This is a genomic window from Wolbachia pipientis, from assembly GCF_001752665.1.
Taxonomy (GTDB): domain Bacteria; phylum Pseudomonadota; class Alphaproteobacteria; order Rickettsiales; family Anaplasmataceae; genus Wolbachia; species Wolbachia pipientis_A.
The window spans coordinates 63,720-80,241 of sequence record NZ_MJMG01000001.1 but is presented as its reverse complement, the minus strand read 5'-3'; the positions used below and the strand labels follow the sequence as shown (position 1 = coordinate 80,241).

General features: G+C 31.0%; 15 protein-coding genes and 1 pseudogene (1 of these 16 running past the window's edge). 10 read left to right on the top strand and 6 right to left on the bottom strand.

The window, feature by feature from the left end:
• Position 1: 1 nt before the first annotated feature.
• The gene (gene rsfS / locus BIY23_RS00410) at positions 2-307 is read right to left on the bottom strand and encodes a ribosome silencing factor (protein WP_070064604.1); all 306 of its coding nucleotides are present in this window, start codon (positions 305-307) and stop codon (positions 2-4) included.
• A 145-nt stretch (positions 308-452) separates the two neighbouring features.
• On the opposite strand from rsfS, the gene BIY23_RS00405 reads away from it, so the two are divergent.
• Both BIY23_RS00405 and BIY23_RS00400 read left to right on the top strand, forming a co-directional pair.
• Positions 453-938, top strand: coding sequence for an RNA pyrophosphohydrolase (locus BIY23_RS00405; RefSeq protein ID WP_070064603.1), 486 nt, complete (start codon positions 453-455; stop codon positions 936-938).
• A 3-nt stretch (positions 939-941) separates the two neighbouring features.
• On the top strand, positions 942-1,721 hold the full coding sequence (locus BIY23_RS00400) for a TatD family hydrolase (RefSeq protein WP_070064602.1): 780 nt from the start codon (positions 942-944) through the stop codon (positions 1,719-1,721).
• Here BIY23_RS00400 and BIY23_RS00395 read toward each other — a convergent pair.
• On the bottom strand, positions 1,718-2,062 hold the full coding sequence (locus BIY23_RS00395; protein ID WP_070064601.1) for a zinc-ribbon domain-containing protein: 345 nt from the start codon (positions 2,060-2,062) through the stop codon (positions 1,718-1,720). The genes BIY23_RS00400 and BIY23_RS00395 overlap by 4 nt on opposite strands.
• Positions 2,063-2,130: 68 nt before the next feature.
• Here BIY23_RS00395 and dapD point away from each other — a divergent pair, with 68 nt between their 5' ends.
• Positions 2,131-2,931 carry a 2,3,4,5-tetrahydropyridine-2,6-dicarboxylate N-succinyltransferase gene (gene dapD, locus BIY23_RS00390; protein WP_070064600.1) on the top strand — a complete coding sequence of 267 codons (801 nt, stop codon included), beginning with the start codon at positions 2,131-2,133 and terminating at the stop codon, positions 2,929-2,931.
• A 112-nt stretch (positions 2,932-3,043) separates the two neighbouring features.
• On the opposite strand, the pseudogene BIY23_RS00385 reads toward dapD, so the two are convergent.
• A pseudogene (locus BIY23_RS00385) lies at positions 3,044-5,539 on the bottom strand (UvrD-helicase domain-containing protein); the annotation flags it as partial.
• A gap of 76 nt (positions 5,540-5,615) precedes the next feature.
• Between BIY23_RS00385 and BIY23_RS00380 the strand changes: the two are divergent.
• From BIY23_RS00380 to thyX, 6 genes are all read left to right on the top strand, one after another.
• On the top strand, positions 5,616-6,473 hold the full coding sequence (locus BIY23_RS00380; protein ID WP_070064598.1) for a 4-(cytidine 5'-diphospho)-2-C-methyl-D-erythritol kinase: 858 nt from the start codon (positions 5,616-5,618) through the stop codon (positions 6,471-6,473).
• A complete protein-coding gene (locus tag BIY23_RS00375; RefSeq protein ID WP_070064597.1) occupies positions 6,473-7,282 on the top strand; it encodes a metal ABC transporter permease in 810 nt (269 codons plus the stop codon). The genes BIY23_RS00380 and BIY23_RS00375 overlap by 1 nt, the downstream gene beginning before the upstream one ends.
• A gap of 229 nt (positions 7,283-7,511) precedes the next feature.
• Positions 7,512-8,504, top strand: a complete 993-nt coding sequence (gene gap, locus BIY23_RS00370) for a type I glyceraldehyde-3-phosphate dehydrogenase (RefSeq protein ID WP_070064596.1) — start codon at positions 7,512-7,514, stop codon at positions 8,502-8,504.
• Positions 8,491-9,243: a twin-arginine translocase subunit TatC gene (tatC, locus tag BIY23_RS00365; protein ID WP_070064595.1), complete on the top strand. Its 753-nt coding sequence runs from the start codon at positions 8,491-8,493 to the stop codon at positions 9,241-9,243. Before gap ends, tatC begins: the two co-directional genes overlap by 14 nt.
• 74 nt (positions 9,244-9,317) lie before the next feature.
• Complete coding sequence (gene murA, locus BIY23_RS00360; protein ID WP_070064594.1) at positions 9,318-10,595, top strand: UDP-N-acetylglucosamine 1-carboxyvinyltransferase; 1,278 nt, start codon at positions 9,318-9,320, stop codon at positions 10,593-10,595.
• A 4-nt stretch (positions 10,596-10,599) separates the two neighbouring features.
• Positions 10,600-11,466, top strand: a complete 867-nt coding sequence (gene thyX / locus BIY23_RS00355) for an FAD-dependent thymidylate synthase (protein ID WP_070064593.1) — start codon at positions 10,600-10,602, stop codon at positions 11,464-11,466.
• Here thyX and BIY23_RS00350 read toward each other — a convergent pair.
• Both BIY23_RS00350 and BIY23_RS00345 read right to left on the bottom strand, forming a co-directional pair.
• On the bottom strand, positions 11,456-12,220 hold the full coding sequence (locus BIY23_RS00350; RefSeq protein WP_070064836.1) for a hypothetical protein: 765 nt from the start codon (positions 12,218-12,220) through the stop codon (positions 11,456-11,458). The genes thyX and BIY23_RS00350 overlap by 11 nt on opposite strands.
• A 1-nt stretch (position 12,221) precedes the next feature.
• Entirely contained in the window at positions 12,222-12,785 is a 564-nt protein-coding gene (locus BIY23_RS00345; RefSeq protein WP_070064592.1) for an L-threonylcarbamoyladenylate synthase, read from the bottom strand.
• Positions 12,786-12,875: 90 nt separating this feature from the next.
• Here BIY23_RS00345 and BIY23_RS00340 point away from each other — a divergent pair, with 90 nt between their 5' ends.
• Positions 12,876-14,255: a secretion system protein gene (locus BIY23_RS00340; RefSeq protein ID WP_070064591.1), complete on the top strand. Its 1,380-nt coding sequence runs from the start codon at positions 12,876-12,878 to the stop codon at positions 14,253-14,255.
• Positions 14,256-14,270: 15 nt separating this feature from the next.
• Here BIY23_RS00340 and BIY23_RS00335 read toward each other — a convergent pair whose 3' ends face one another.
• On the bottom strand, positions 14,271-16,522 hold the 3' portion of the coding sequence (locus tag BIY23_RS00335) for a 2-oxoglutarate dehydrogenase E1 component (protein ID WP_261722477.1). 343 nt of this gene lie beyond the right edge of the window; 2,252 of the gene's 2,595 nt are visible here — the last part of the coding sequence; its start codon lies off the right edge, out of view; its stop codon occupies positions 14,271-14,273.

Genomic DNA, 16,522 nt, shown 5'->3' with positions numbered 1-16,522 from the left:
TTTACTGCCATAGTGCCTCTATTTTGTAATATTCTCTGACTTCTGGCTTAAATATATGAACCATTATATCTTGAAAACTTAAAACTACCCAATTACCATCATGCATTCCTTCAATTTCTATTTTATAATACCGTTTAAGGTCCTTTACTATATGCTCAGCTAAAGCTTTTACATGACGATTTGAGTCACCAGAAGCAATAACTATATGCTTTGCAATAATAGTCCTATCACCAACATCAAAAGTAATTATATTATGGCCTTTGTTCTGATCTATTATGCTTTTTATTCTATCTTTTATAAATTCCATCACTTTGTAAAAATGTTTTATATTTATATATTATATTACAATATTTCTTTAAAGAAAACTAATAGGCTTTTTTACAGTGAAATTATGATTGCAACACAGAACCTAGGAAAGGTAAAAGAAAAACAGTTTTTTGTAACTCAATACAATGAGCATAAAAATTAAAAAAAATTATCGTACAGGTGTTGGTATAGTGTTATTTAATAATCAAGGGAATATTTTTACCGGGAAACGCTTTGATGCAGATTTATACTGGCAAATGCCTCAGGGCGGAATTGATGAAAATGAAAGTTTAGAACAGGCTGCATTGCGTGAGTTATTAGAAGAAACTGGTATTGGTAAAGTGGAAATTATAACACAAAGTAAAAATTGGTTATACTATGATATACCAAAAACAATGGTACCATTATCTTGGAATAATGCATACTTGGGACAACAGCAGAAGTGGTTTTTAATGAAGTTCCTTGGAACAGATGAAGATGTTAATATTAACTATATTGATAATGCAGAATTTAAAGAATGGTGTTGGCAAAGTGCAGATAATGTCTTATCTAACGTGATATCATTTAAAAAAGAACTCTATACTCTAATAATAAAGGAATTTTCTCATGTAATACGATATTACGTTAAATAAGTCATGATAGTAGATTCTCATTGCCATCTAAATTATTTTACAGACGATGAAATACCTGAGATAATTTTAAGGGCAAAACAGAATCAAGTAGAAATTCTACATAATATATGCTTAAGCATTGATGACATCACAAAATTATTAACAATTTCTTCACTGTATGATAACGTTTATTCATCTGTTGGCGTACACCCATTAGATGATAGCATAGATAATGGTAATTTTATAAAAATTGATGAACTAATTGAACTTACTAATAGTGAAAAAGTAATTAGTATTGGTGAAACTGGACTAGATTTTTATTATAAGCCTGATAAGAAAATCAACCAGGAAAAAAGTTTTTCTTTACACATAGAGGTTGCAAGAAAAACAGGATTGCCTTTAGTTATACACGCTAGAAACGCTGATGATGAGATGATGGATATACTAAAATCAGAAATGTATTCAGGTAGTTTTAATGGAATAATGCATTGCTTTGCTTCTTCCAAAGAACTTGCTTATCAAGCTATAGATCTAGGCCTCTATATTTCATTTTCTGGTATTATTACCTTTAAAAATGCTCATTTACTCAAAGAGATTGCAAAAAATGTACCTAATAATCGTGTATTAGTTGAAACAGATTCACCATATTTAGCGCCAGAGCCATATAGAGGAAAGAAAAATGAACCTGCAATGCTGAAATATATAGTACATTGTTTAGCAGAATTATGGAACAAACCTTATTGTGAAGTAGCCAAAATAACCACAGATAATTTTATTAAACTATTTAGATTGCCACTAACTTAATTTAATTGCTCATTCTTAAAGTTGTAAGGCTTAAGATGAGGTAAAAGTAAGTAATCTTGGTAAAGCTCATTTGTCTCTATATTGTATTCTTTTTTGTGGCCTATCAGTTTATACATAAAATGCTTATAAGGTTTTTTTATTTTATTTGGATTGGCTGCAATGAAGCAAATCACTATACAAATTAGCACTGTAAGAACAAGATAGTTTCCTCTTTTTTTATAAGGATTTGCATGCCAGATGAATTCGCAGCTTGTACATTTAACAGTTCTACCAGATTTACCAATTTGATCTGCCGGTACTGAATAAACTTTAGTACAATTTTGACATTGTATTTCTATCATATTTTGTGTAATAAATGGATAGAATAGAATTATATAGACTTATAAATTAACATCAATATCAAAAATAAATGCAACATGATATAGAAAATATATGGAAAAACAGAGATAAATTTAGCGATTTTAATTTTAAAATTGCTGCAAAAAAAGTAGTACAAGCAGTAATTGAGCTCTTAGATCATGGTAAAATTAGAGTTGCAGAAAAATCATCAGATGGAAATTGGGTAGTGCATCAATGGGTTAGACAGGCTATTTTGCTTTATTTTCTAACAGAAGAAAATAGAATGGGTTGTAGATGGTTTGATAAAATCACGAATAAATTTGATGACTGGAATGAAGAAAAGTTTCGTAAATCAAAAATTAGAGTGGTGCCTAGATGCTTTGTACGTAAATCTGCATATATAGGTCCAAATGTAATATTAATGCCAAGCTTTGTTAACGTTGGTGCATATGTTGACTCAGGTACTATGATAGACACTTGGTCAACAGTTGGGAGCTGTGCACAGATAGGAAAAAATTGCCACATATCTGGAGGAGTAGGCATAGGTGGAGTGCTTGAACCTATTCATACTTCACCAATTATTATAGAAGATAATTGTTTTATCGGAGCACGTAGCGAAATAGCAGAAGGCGTCATAATAAGAGAAGGATCTGTGTTAGGTATGGGAACATTTATTAGTGCATCAACAAAAATTGTAGATAGAGAAAACAAAAAGATATTGTATGGTGAGGTTCCTCCTTATTCCGTAGTAATACCAGGATCTATTCATCTTGAAGACAATATTTCAACTTATTGTGCACTTATAATTAAAAAAGTAGATGAAAAAACAAGATCTAAAGTATCTATAAATGAAATGTTAAGGGATCATTAGATTCGAGTAAGAAGTACTGCTGTATTACCTTTCAAATCAAGTAAATATCCACTTAAACTCTAATATTTTGGTATAAATCTTACCATTAATAAGGAGATGTTTACATACTATGTTTCCTGTATAAATATGGGTAATTTGAATTTACACACAATACTTCTGATTCATCTTTAAATAAGACTTTTCGTTTTCTTTCATATGGACCTCCATATGTTGTAATGAGATCGTACCAAGAATTTTTTTGCATGGGTTCCTTACCTAAAATATATAGTTCATCTTCAGCACGTGTCAGTGCTACATATAATAGACGCAAATATTCGTTATAGTCCTCTATTTTTTTCTCTTTGTTAATTTGGGAGCAGTAAATATTATTGTTCTTTCTGCACCAAAATGGTGTTCCTGACTGATCAAAAATTATATGTTCACTGCTTTTTGGTACTGTATTCGTGTCAATCAAAAACACTATAGGGGCCTGTAGACCTTTTGACTTATGAATTGTTGTGATTTTCACAGCATTACAGTTTTGATATATATCCTTTTTAATTTCTGGGTTGTTTTCCTTTATCCATTGTACAAATGCTTGTAAAGAGAAAAACCAAAAACGTAACAATAAACCCATAAATTCATCAATAATTTCAAGGCACTCAATTCCTAATCGTGAAACAAATTTTTCTTTATACTGGGTAAGCACATATGTAAATAATGTAAGTGGGAGTTCAATTTGAGATAATTTTATCAGATAATTCAATTCATTATAAGTACTTTGAGAATAATGCTGTAAGCTTGCCCAAAGTGATAATTCTCCTCGGTTATATGCTATGTTAAAGAGCTCTTCTTCGGTAAAATTGAATAATGGTGATTTTAAAATACCTGCAAGTGCAAGATCATTTGATGGTAATAGTAAGAATTCAGCTAGAGCTATTAAATCCTGTGAAACCATATGGTCCATTATTCTAAAATGATCCCTGCCTATAACTGGTAGATTTGCCCTTTTAAGTTCACTTATTATATATTCTACTAATATATTTCGTTGTCGCACCAAGATCATTATATCTTTTGGTTCTATGTGGCGATTTTTAGATACCAATATACGTCCATCATTTAACCACTTATAGATATGATCTACCATTGTGCGTGCAAATAATCTGTCAGTTATATACTGATCTTCGTTTTCACGATATATACTGAATGTTTGCTGTGTATTTGATTTTGGCAATAATGGCCAGATCTCAATATATCCTTCTTCATTTTTTCGATTTGGAATATGCTTTATTTCATTATCACTAAAAGATATTTCCTTACGGAAATGATTAAACAATCTATCTATAAACATTAAAATTTCTGGGACCGAACGGAATGATATTTCAAGTTGATCTGAAAGCCAATTTCTACCCTCAGTTTTTTCATGAAAATATTTTTCCATATAAGTAAAGAGTAATGGATTTGCTCCTTGGAATCTGTAGATTGATTGTTTTACATCGCCAACAACAAATAATGTTCTTTGTTCATTACTATTGACAAAAAATTCATCGCATAAATTCGTTATAATTTTCCATTGATTTATACTGTTATCCTGTGCTTCATCTACAAGTATGTGATCTATTTTTTGATCTAAATTGAATAAAATCCAGTCATGACTTGAAATAAGTTTTATTGCTAAATCTATTGCATCATCATAGTCAAGTAGTGCATTTTTCAGTTTTTCATTTTTATAAAAAGAAATATATTCTTTAAATATATTTAGTAGGCTACTAGTTCCTTTAAAAATTTGCTGAGCATCTACCTCCCTTATATAAGATATAACTATATTTTGTAAACTTTCTACCAGCTCTGCTAAATCAGAAAATTTTTCTAAAATTTCCTTTGTCACAATAGATGATATGTCCTTTCTATCACATGAACCTGATTTGATAAATACTTTAGTTAGATGCTCTATATTATCTGTATCTATCCACTTGTAGAGAACTTTGCTGTAGTTCTGGTCTCTTTTGCTGCCTTCACTAAGTATATCAGCTAACCTTTTTATATTTTGTAGTGGTAAATCAGGAATTTTATCTGAAATATTCAACTTACTTTTAATATATTGTAAATCATCTGTTGGCTTTTTTGTATATAAGGTATAAAGTAAGCTGCATAGTTCATCTTCATCAATTTCTTCTGCAACAGTGTTAATACTGTTCTGTAAAGGTCCATAATTCAATATATGTTTGAATGCCACATTGTGCAACTCCTTGCATTCACTCAATGTACAATTTGGTGCGATGCCAGCTTCTGTAGGAAAATTGGAAATTAATTTATAGCAAAAAGCATGTATAGTTTGTATAGTAAGATTTAAATCTTCTAATTCAGAAAATAATCTTCTTGCTTTATCTATATTCTTTTTAGTAATATCGTCAACATGTAGATCTAATCCTCTACATGTTGCCCACCTACTCAATGTCTCAAAAATTCGATCTTCCATTTCAGTTGCTGCAGTATTTGTGAATGTTAAACAGAGTATATTCTTTTTACCATGAAGCAAAAGGTTAAGCACCCTATCTATTAAAATTTTTGTTTTACCTGTACCAGCAGATGCATTGACCCACATGGAAAAGTTAAGATAGTTTTTCATTGGTAGCCTATAAAAGTTGACCAAAACATTACTATAAGTATAGTATGAATATATATTTTCTAGTGAAGAATATACAATGCAAAGCTTCTGTGTAAATGCATATGCAAAGGTCAACCTCTTTTTACATATTGTAGGTAAAAAGGAGAATGGATATCACTTAATCGAGAGTGTGTTTGTTTTTGCCACTCTTTCAAATATGTTAGAAATAAAAGTAGATCATAAGAAATTTAAACATGATTATTCCAACGTTGAATTTGTAAATTCGTCATCTAGAATAAACAGTCGATATAATACTGTGATTAGAGCTGTTAAACTGTTGCTTAGATATGCTCCAAGTCATACTAAAGTATTTGTTAAAGTTATAAAGAATATACCAATAGCAGCAGGTTTAGGAAGTGGTTCATCAGATGCTGGAGCGGTAGTGCGTACTTTAGGGAAATTATGGAATGTTGATAGACCAATTTTAGATGAAATAGCATTAAATATTGGTGCTGATATTCCAGCAAGCATAGATAGTAACCCTGTCTTTGTTCAAGGTGTAGGAGAAGAATTACATCCAATAGAAAAATTATCATTACCAATGAATATAGTTCTTGTGAAACCAAAAAAGAAATTTCTGAGCACGCCAGAAGTATATTCTAGACATCAAGGAGGATTTACAAAACCAATTGAGTGGAATGAGGACAAACTGTTAGATATCGTTAAAAATGCAACAAATGATCTTCAAGAAATCGCAATTAGCTTAATTCCTGAAATAAAGGACATAATATTAACATTGGAATTACAAAAAGGGTGTTTAATAGCACGTATGTCTGGTAGTGGCACTGTATGCTTTGGAATGTTTAACAGCATGGAAGATGCAAAAGTTGCGGCAAGTAATATTAAAGAGCATCATCCAGATTGGTGGGTATGCGACACACGGTTAATTGTCTGATGCTTGAGATATTTACACAAGAATTTTTCATTAATAGCTTATTGGCAGTAGTAATGATCAGTTTAGTAACTGGTGTTTTAGGTTCCTTTATGCTATGGCAAAGGCTTTCGTATTTAGGTGATAGCCTGTCTCATTCTGCATTACTTGGTATTGCACTTTCTTTAATTTTTAAAATAAGTCCATCAATAAGTATAATGCTTATAGCATTGACATTTGCGATACTGCTCTCTATTAATTTTCATAAGCTATATTCGGTCGATACTATATTAAATATTATTACAAATGTTATACTTTCATTAAGTTTAATATTTATGTCTTTTCTACCGTTTAATAATAGGCACATCATTACTTCATTGTTTGGTGATATATTAATGCTAGATAGTGATAACATAATATTAATTTTTTTCACATTTATAGCAGTTGTTTTAATATTGGTATTAAGGTGGCGTCACTGGCTGATGATTTCAATTAATCAAGATTTAGCTGTAGTAGAGAAAGTGAATGTTAATTTAGTGAGATTAGAATTCTTGATTACTCTTGCTGTATTTATAGCAATTTCCGCTCAATTAATAGGAATATTACTTATATCTGCATTTTTACTTATACCTGCTGCTTCAGCAAGACTTGTGTCAAGAACACCTATGCAGATGGTTATTATGGCAACATTTTTTTCTGTGATTTCTGGAATATCGGGGCTTATGTTGTCATTAAATTTTGATCTTTTCACAGGGCCAACTATTATACTTATATCAGCGGTGTATCTACTCATTGCTTGCCTCATAAGAAACTATATTAGAAATATTATATAATTGTGATTTAGTATGCATAGCCTGAAGTATAGGTGTTGCCTAGATAAGGCATCCAAAAGACTCAAAAAGCAATAAAATGTAAAGAGAAAGTTTTAACATTAACGTTAGAATACTTTTTAGTTTTCTATTTAATCGTGTTAGATTATCTCTATAGAAGCATTCTTTATCATTTAAATAAGCAAGTGAAACAGAAAGAATATTTGCTATAATTACTGTTTTAAGTGAAATAATGACAATACGTGTAGGAATCAATGGTTTGGGAAGAATAGGTAGGAATGTGTTGCGTGCCATTTTTGAAGTAGAAAAATATAATAATAAAATAGAAGTTATAGCTGTGAATGGTTCACTTGAAGCTAGCCATCACGCACACTTGATTAAGTATGACTCTGTCCATGGTAGATTTAACCATGATATTAAGTTTAATGACATAGAAAACTGGTTATGCATTAATGACAGAAAATTCTCCTTATACAGAGAGCGTAATCCTGGAAACATTAAGTGGGATGTTGATATAGTATTAGAATGTACAGGTGCATTTAAAACACGTGCAGAAATAGAAAAACATAATGCAAAAAAAATAGTTGTTTCACACCCAATGCCAGATGCTGATGTGACCATAGTTTATGGAGTAAACAACAACATGCTTTGTAAAGGACATAGAATCATATCAGCAGGATCATGCACTACAAACTGCCTTGCTCCTGTTGTACAGATTTTACATTCCAATATAAGAATCACAAGTGGTTTTATGACGACAATACATGCTTATACTAATGACCAAAACATTCTTGATGGTAATCATAAAGACTTGCGCAGAGCAAGAGCTTGTGGATTATCTATGATTCCAACTACTACTGGAGCAGCAAAAACCATAGATTCTGTTATTCCAGAATTGAAGGGAAAATTGGATGGTACTGCAATCAGAGTGCCTGTTGCTAATGTTTCTCTGGTTGATTTTAAATTCACAACGGATAAAAAGCTTCTTACTATTGAAAAAATAAATGAAATCTTTAAAAATGCAACCTGCGATGTGTTATCTGTATGCGAACAACCATTAGTATCTATAGATTTTATACATAATCCTTATAGTGCAATAGTAGATTTAACAGCCACATATGTTACTAATAATATTTATAGGGTTGCTGCATGGTACGATAATGAGTGGGCTTTCTCACTTAGAATGTTAGATATAGCATTATTATGTGCAAATGAAGCAGAGTAAGATATCACTTTATGAGCATTTTGCAGAATTAAGGAAAAGGGTACTCTTTTGCTTCTTGTTTTTCTGTGTTATTTTTGGCTTGTGTTATTATTTTAAAGAGAATATATATCGTTTTTTACTTTCTCCGCTTATAGAAGTAACAAAAGATGATACTGACTTTTCTTTAATATATACAGATTTGACAGAAGCATTTTTTGTTTATTTAAGAGTCGCAATTATGAGCGCTCTCTTGTTTGCTACTCCTGTGTTCATATGGCAATTTTATATGTTTCTAGCACCTGGTTTATACAAAGATGAGAAAGCAGTTTTATTACCATATCTTATTGCAACGCCAGTTTTATTTGTTACTGGGGCAGCAGCAGCATATTACTACATATTTCCATTAGCATGGAAGTTCTTTATTACATTTGAACATAGTGGTAAATCTTTGGGCATACCTATAGAATTTATGCCATCTGTAAGTGAATATCTAGATCTTGTCATCCAATTTATGTTTGCATTTGGTACTGCATTCCAGATGCCAGTTATACTTACACTAATGGTTAGGATAGGGTTATTGACTGCGCAGAGCTTATCTGATAAACGCAGAATTGCAATAGTAATAATTTTTATTATAGCAGCAATTTTAACTCCGCCAGATGTATTAAGCCAGATAGGACTTGCAATACCAATGCTTATTTTATATGAATTATCTATTTTTATCTGTAAATTAATAGAGAAACAAAAGAAAAATAATTAACTTCTCTATAAATGTTCTATTGTCAATTAGAGCAGTTTTATCTATCCTATATCGTAGTTTTGGAGTTTTATAAGATGCATAAAATAATAATAAAGAATAATTATAAGCCTTTAGTGGGAAATGTCCGTATTAATGGTGCAAAAAATGCTATTTTACCTATAATTGCAGCAAGTATATTATGTAGCTCTCCTGTTATTTTATTTAATGTTCCAGACATAACTGATGTACATTCAATGTCTATGCTGCTCACAAGTCTTGGTGCAGAGGTAAATTTTATACGTAATAGAAATTATAAAGCAAATCACACTTTAGAAATTGATTGCAGTAAAATAAACAACCACATCATATCAAGCGAAACCGCAAGTAAAGTAAGAACTTCCATCTTGTTACTCGGTCCAATGCTTAGTAGATTCGGTAAAATAAACACTTCATTTCCTGGAGGATGTAATATAGGAACACGTCTAATAGATATGCATATTAAAGCATTAGAAGAAATGGGAGCTAAGATTGTAGTAGATGAAAATAATATTACTGCTACAGTTGAAGGAAAACTACAAGGGAAAGGAATATCATTTGAGAGGGTTAGCGTAGGAGCTACACAAAATATAATAATGGCTGCAATTCTTGCGGAAGGGGTAACGGTAATATACAATCCTGCAATTGAACCAGAGATCTGTAATTTGATAGAATTTTTAATAAAAATGGGTGCAAATATTACTATTCAAGAAAATAAGATAATAATAACGGGAGTAGAAAAATTAAATGGTTGCAGCCATAAAATTATTCCAGATCGTATAGAAGCAGGTACATATTCACTGGCAGCTATTATAACTGATGGAGAGCTAACATTAGAAGAGGTAAGCCTACCAGACATGAAATGTGTAGTAGATCAATTAAAAGCTATAGGTGCCAAAATAAAACCATCTAAAAATAGTATTATAATTTCTAGGGAAAATTGTCATGTTGAGCCAGTTAATGTTTCAACAAATCCTTATCCTTGTTTTCCAAGTGATATGCAACCTCAATTAACATCAGTACTATGCATTGCTAATGGTGTGTCAACAATTGAAGAAAATCTTTATAACAATAGATTTACACATGTACATGAACTAAAAAAAGCAGGGGCTAATATTAGCATAGAAGAGAATAGAGCTATTATTACTGGTACAAAAAAATTATGCAGTTCTAATTTATATGCAAATGATCTAAGATCAGCAGCAGCTTTAGTTCTTGCATCGTTAGTGGCTGAAGGAGCAACAGTAATAAATAATTGCTCTCATTTGTATAGAGGGTATGAAGTAATGCACGAAAAACTTAATATGTGTGGTGCTAATATTTCTCTTTTAACGTAACTTTATGGTCGATGAATTCTATAGTACCAAGCGTACTACAGTAAAAGAGATAGATGATCTGCTATACAAAGAATACAAGGTATTAGATCATGGGTTTATTCGAATAATGGATTATATGGGTTCAGATAGTAGCATAGTACAGGCTGCCCGTGTTTCTTATGGCAAAGGAACACAGCAAATAAATCAAGATGAAGCACTCATAAATTATTTAATGCGACATTCTCATACCACTCCATTTGAAATGTGTGAAATTAAGTTTCACGTGAAACTTCCCATTTTTGTTGCTAGACAGTGGGTAAGACATAGAACTGCAAATATAAATGAATACTCAGCTAGATATTCAATACTTGATAATGAATTTTATATACCTCAACCCGAACATATTGCAAAACAATCCAGTACCAACAAACAGGGTAGCGGAGAAGTTTTTGATAATGTAACAGCAGAAGAAATAATAAATTCTTTAAAGAGAGATTCTCAATTAGTATATTCAAATTATAAAAAATTAATTGAGCAAGAACTTGCAAGAGAAACTGCAAGAGCTAATCTTACTCTTAATTATTATACACAATTCTACTGGAAGATAGATCTACACAATCTTCTTCACTTTTTAAAATTAAGAGCTGATAAGCATGCACAATATGAGATCAGAGCTTATGCTGAGAAAATTCTAGAACTAGTGCAAAAATGGGTGCCAGTGACTTATAAAGCTTTTTTTGAATATTGTTTGGACTCTGCATGCATATCAAAAAAAGGTTTGGGGATAGTACGTAAGTTAATTCAAGGGGAGAAAATCAGTAGAGAAGAAAGTGGCCTTAGTCAAAGAGAATGGAATGAATTAATTTCTATATTATATAAGGCTACAGATTAGGTAGTATATTTATTATATTAGCTAAAACATGCTTTTTATCTAAATGGAATTGCTTTGCATAAGTAAAAAGCTTATTTATTTTGCTCCATTGATCAATTAAGATCTCAGTACTTTCTGGATTTGCTTTAATATCTCTTAAAATAGAAACTTGAATAATGCGAGATATAAGTCCTAAGTCAACGTCATTATTATTAATAATTTCGTTAAAATTACCCATCTTATCTAAATTACTATTTATTGCATTCATTATCATTCCAGGAGCTCCAGAAAATAAATTGAACATTGTATTAAATACCTGGTCATTAATTTGATATTTTGAATAGACAATATATTTTGTTTCTTCATATGTTAATGGTGATAAGTTTAATTGAAAACATCTGCACTTAATAGTAGCCTGTATATCATATGGTCTATGGCTAATTATAAATATTTTAGCATTCTTTGGTGGCTCTTCTAATATCTTTAATATAGCATTCTTGGAATTGTTATTCATTTCTTCCAAACTATCCACTATAGCCACTTTATATTCTGAGTGAATAGGGCTTAAATATAGAAAATCTTTCATTTCTCTAATCTGTTCTATTCCTATCGTATTACCAGAAGCCACATATAGGTCAAATTCTTCTTGGAACTGATAGTTTTTTGTTAACGTAGCTTTCCCTATACCCTTTTTGCCACAAATAATCCAGGATTGAACCTGCATATTATCTATTAATTTCTTTATAGCCTTATCGTGGCCTATTATTTGCTTTATGCTAGCTTTGGAAGACATATCCCTTTCTTAAGATTCTAACTTGATCAGTTGTTAAATCAATCACAGCTGATTCCATGCCATGTACTAGTTTATCATCTTCAATTATCACAGATAGATGCTGTTTTATAGTTTGTGGTATTTCATTAATTGTACATGCACTCTTTTTGCCTGAGATGTTTATACTAGTTGCAACTATGGGAAAATCTAATTTATCTAGAATAGAAATTGCTATTGGATGATCAGGAATTCTAATACCAACGTTTTTTTTAAAAAATTTACTTGGTAATCCAGTTTCATTATTTAATGACAGAACATAAGTTACTGGCCCTGGAGAAAAACGATTTATTAAATCGATGTATTGCTCTTGAACGTTTGCTATTTCCATGATTCTATCAATACTATTTACAAGGATAGATAAAGGTTTATCATGATCACGCTTTTTTACATGATATATCTTCTCTACAGCATTATAATTCATTGCGTTACAAGCAAGAGCATACACTGTTTCCGTTGGAAAACATACCAGTAGATTACTACGTATTGCATTTATTATATCAGTTACCATAAAAACACGTTACTCAGCAGATTATATTGCAAAATAAAATTAAATAAATTTTTAATATTTTTATGAAAACTATAGAGAAAAGCTCTAGCTATGATTATTCTGAAATTATTAATGCTTTTCTTCATTACCTCTTGTTCATATCTTACTGTGAAACAGCATGATGTCAATATAAGGAAACAAGATAATAACTTAATTGTAAAAGACGATAGTCCAGAAGTTATACCATTACCTATAAAATTTCCTGATATTACAAACAATGGTCAGCTTATTTCTATCAATGTCAATGAAGAGACACCTATAAAAGAACTACTAATTGAAATAGGAAAGCTTGCTGATATAAGCTTGGATATAGATCCGCACATATCAGGTAATATTATTTTAAAATTAAAAGATAAAAGCATAAATGAAGCAATTCAAAGCATAGCACAAAGCGCTAAGCTGCGTTATTCAATAAGTAACGATGTAATTCGAATAGAACAAGATTTACCTTATATACAAAATTACCATGTTGATTTTATTAACATAAAACATTCTGCTAAAAGCAATTTTATTATTAATAACGATCTTTCTAATAATGACGTTAAAGAGGGCTTTAATAACGTTATAAAATCTCAATATAATAGTAATTTATGGGATTCATTAGAAAAAGGCTTAAGTGCAATAATGGAGGTTAATGGAGTTAATGATGGTGAATTTTTTTCTTCTAATAGAGAAACTGGCTTGATCATTTTAAACGCTAGAAAAGATATACATAAAGCTATTAAAGAATACATTAGTAAAGTAAAAAAATCAGCACATTCACAAATAATGGTAGAAACAAAGATTGTAGAAATCACTCTAAATGATAAATACCTTTCGGGTATTAATTTAAATAAACTCCAGAGTAGTACAGATATCAGTGATCCAGTAAAAAGCTTAAAAGAATTTGGTAAATCAACAATAATTTCAAGTACTAGACTACATGCTGTAAATAACCAGCAAGCTATAGTCTCATTTACTGAAAACCATATTTATTTCACTCTGAATATAGAAAAAAGTAATAACAAGATGCTTGTCACTAAAGCAAACAGTGTGCCTGTAGGTATAATATTAATAATCCATCCAAGTATTAATGCTGATACTGGCGAAATATTTATGGATGTACATCCAACGTTGTCGAGAATTAATGGTTATACTCAAGATCCAGGCATAGAACATATTGCACAGCGTAGTAAAACGAAATTAAATAGCAACATACCAATTGTAGAAGTGAAAGAAATGCATTCTACACTAAAAATTAAGAGCGGGGAAGTAATGGTAATTGGTGGATTAATAGAACATAGAAAAGACAGGAGGAATAAACGGCAAAAACTTACAAATAATCTTAAAACCACAGAAACTGTTATATTCTTAAAAGCAACAATTATTCCGACATTTAATCTAATAAATCAAAAAGATCAAAATTTATATGTACTGAATTCAGATAATTAGCTAAATCTGAAATTGCTAGCCCAGATCACAAACCTGAGTCAAGATTTTCAGTTGTTGCTTATTATGCATATTAAGGCAACCACATGCAGTAGATGCAGATGCAGGCCTTGCAATACAGATAGGCCTTTTGGATTGCACGTTTAGGCCCAATAATACTTCTTCTATTAATGTGCTAACAAAACACCATCCTCCCATATTTTTAGGTTCTTCCTGACACCATACTACTTGTGCAATTTTATATTTATTCAGTTCATACGCTAATGTATCTGCTGGAAATGGATAAAATTGCTCAAGCCGTATAATAGCTATATTGTTTATTTTTTTAGATTCACACATTTCAATTATCTCATAGTAGATTTTGCCACTACATATTATCACTCTACACATATTATCATCTGGCACTAAACTTTTCCTATATTCCGGAATTATCGTAAGGAATTTGCCTTCAAAATCAGGCAAATTAGAAACTGCTTTTTTATGTCGCAATAAAGATTTTGGTGTAAATATTATTAAAGGTTTACGAAAATCCCTATGTATCTGTCGACGTAAAACGTGAAAATAGTTTGCAGGCGTAGAGCAGTTGACTACTTGTATATTATCTTCTACACATAACTGTAAAAATCTTTCTATACGTGCTGAGCTATGCTCAGGACCTTGCCCTTCATATCCATGAGGAAGCAATAAAACTAAGCCACTTGAACATAACCATTTTGCCCATGCAGATGCAATAAACTGATCAATGATAATTTGAGCACCATTTACAAAATCACCAAATTGCGCTTCCCACAGTACCAGCGTATATGGGGAATCTAAGCTATAACCATACTCAAACCCCATGACCGCATATTCAGATAAAGGACTATCTGTTACTTCAAAAAACGCTTGTCCTGTATCTATATTATTTAATGGAACGAATTCTTCTTCTGTGGCTTGATCAATTAATTTAGCGTGTCGCTGAGAAAAAGTTCCCCTACAAGAATCTTGTCCAGATAAACGTACTTTGATACCTTCAATTAATAGTGAGCCAAAAGCAAAACTCTCAGCAGTTGTCCAATCAATGTTGCTTTCAGAATTAACGCTATCTAATCTATTATCAATTATTTTTTTAATTTTATTATTAACATTAAAATTATCAGGAATATTACTATTGATACGTATTCCTAGTTTCTTTAACCTATCTTTCGTCACAACAGAATCTTTATACAGATCATTTAATCTAGCTCTCTCATTCAATAGATTAACTTTTTGCTGAGAGTTTAATTCTTTATCTAACTTTATTCTGAATTTATTACGTAACTCACTTGCTTTCTCACTACTAATTATTCCGTTAGTAACTAATTTTTCTTCATATAATTTTCCACTGCTCTTATGCTCTGATATTAGCTTATACATTAACGGTTGAGTAAAATATGGTTCATCTCCTTCATTATGGCCATACTTACGGTAACATACTATATCAATTACTACATCTTTCTTGAATTTTTGTCTATATTCCATAGCAATAGCTGCAACAAAGTTTACAGCTTCTGGATCATCACCATTAACATGAAATATTGGTGCTTCAATAAATTTGGCTATATCAGTACAATAAAATGATGAACGTGTATAACTAGGATGAGTAGTAAAACCAATTTGATTATTAATTATGATATGTACTATTCCTTCTACTCTATAATTTTTAATATTGCTAAGAGATAAGGTTTCAGCAACTACACCTTGACCCGTAAAAGCTGCATCACCATGAATTAATATCCCTAGTACTGGCTTTGTTTCTTGTCTTGCTCTTACTCTTCCAGCAAGTACCGGATTTATTGCCTCTAGATGTGATGGGTTGTAACATAAACTTAAGTGTATTTTCTTGTCTTGTGAGATTATTCTGTCAGAAGAATAACCAAGGTGGTATTTTACATCTCCAGAAATACTTGGGTCATCGTATATAGTATTACCATGGAATTCAGATAGCACTGCAGCGTATTCTTTCCCTATTACTTTGGTTAATATATTCAAACGACCACGATGTGCCATACCAAAAATTATTTCTTCAATACCCAAATTACACGAATCATTAATAATTTTTTCTATAGCAACTATTGTTGCTTCTCCTCCTTCTATGGAAAAACGTTTATATCCTGGAAATTTTATATGCAAAAATTGCTCAAATACTTCAGATTCAATTAAGTGTCTTAGTATTTCCTTTTTGTCTTGTATATTAAGCGTCACATTCTGATTCTCAATTTTATCTTGTAACCAGTTCCTTTCCTCATAAG

Coding starts and splice junctions, on each gene's coding strand:
- BIY23_RS00375 (WP_070064597.1), top strand. CDS start 6,473: ATGCTTGAGATATTTACACAAGAATTTTTCATTAATAGCTTATTGGCA.
- BIY23_RS00345 (WP_070064592.1), bottom strand. CDS start 12,785: ATGGTAACTGATATAATAAATGCAATACGTAGTAATCTACTGGTATGT.
- BIY23_RS00400 (WP_070064602.1), top strand. CDS start 942: ATGATAGTAGATTCTCATTGCCATCTAAATTATTTTACAGACGATGAA.
- BIY23_RS00340 (WP_070064591.1), top strand. CDS start 12,876: ATGATTATTCTGAAATTATTAATGCTTTTCTTCATTACCTCTTGTTCA.
- gap (WP_070064596.1), top strand. CDS start 7,512: ATGACAATACGTGTAGGAATCAATGGTTTGGGAAGAATAGGTAGGAAT.
- dapD (WP_070064600.1), top strand. CDS start 2,131: ATGCAACATGATATAGAAAATATATGGAAAAACAGAGATAAATTTAGC.
- BIY23_RS00395 (WP_070064601.1), bottom strand. CDS start 2,062: ATGATAGAAATACAATGTCAAAATTGTACTAAAGTTTATTCAGTACCG.
- thyX (WP_070064593.1), top strand. CDS start 10,600: ATGGTCGATGAATTCTATAGTACCAAGCGTACTACAGTAAAAGAGATA.
- murA (WP_070064594.1), top strand. CDS start 9,318: ATGCATAAAATAATAATAAAGAATAATTATAAGCCTTTAGTGGGAAAT.
- tatC (WP_070064595.1), top strand. CDS start 8,491: ATGAAGCAGAGTAAGATATCACTTTATGAGCATTTTGCAGAATTAAGG.
- BIY23_RS00380 (WP_070064598.1), top strand. CDS start 5,616: ATGCAAAGCTTCTGTGTAAATGCATATGCAAAGGTCAACCTCTTTTTA.
- BIY23_RS00405 (WP_070064603.1), top strand. CDS start 453: ATGAGCATAAAAATTAAAAAAAATTATCGTACAGGTGTTGGTATAGTG.
- rsfS (WP_070064604.1), bottom strand. CDS start 307: ATGGAATTTATAAAAGATAGAATAAAAAGCATAATAGATCAGAACAAA.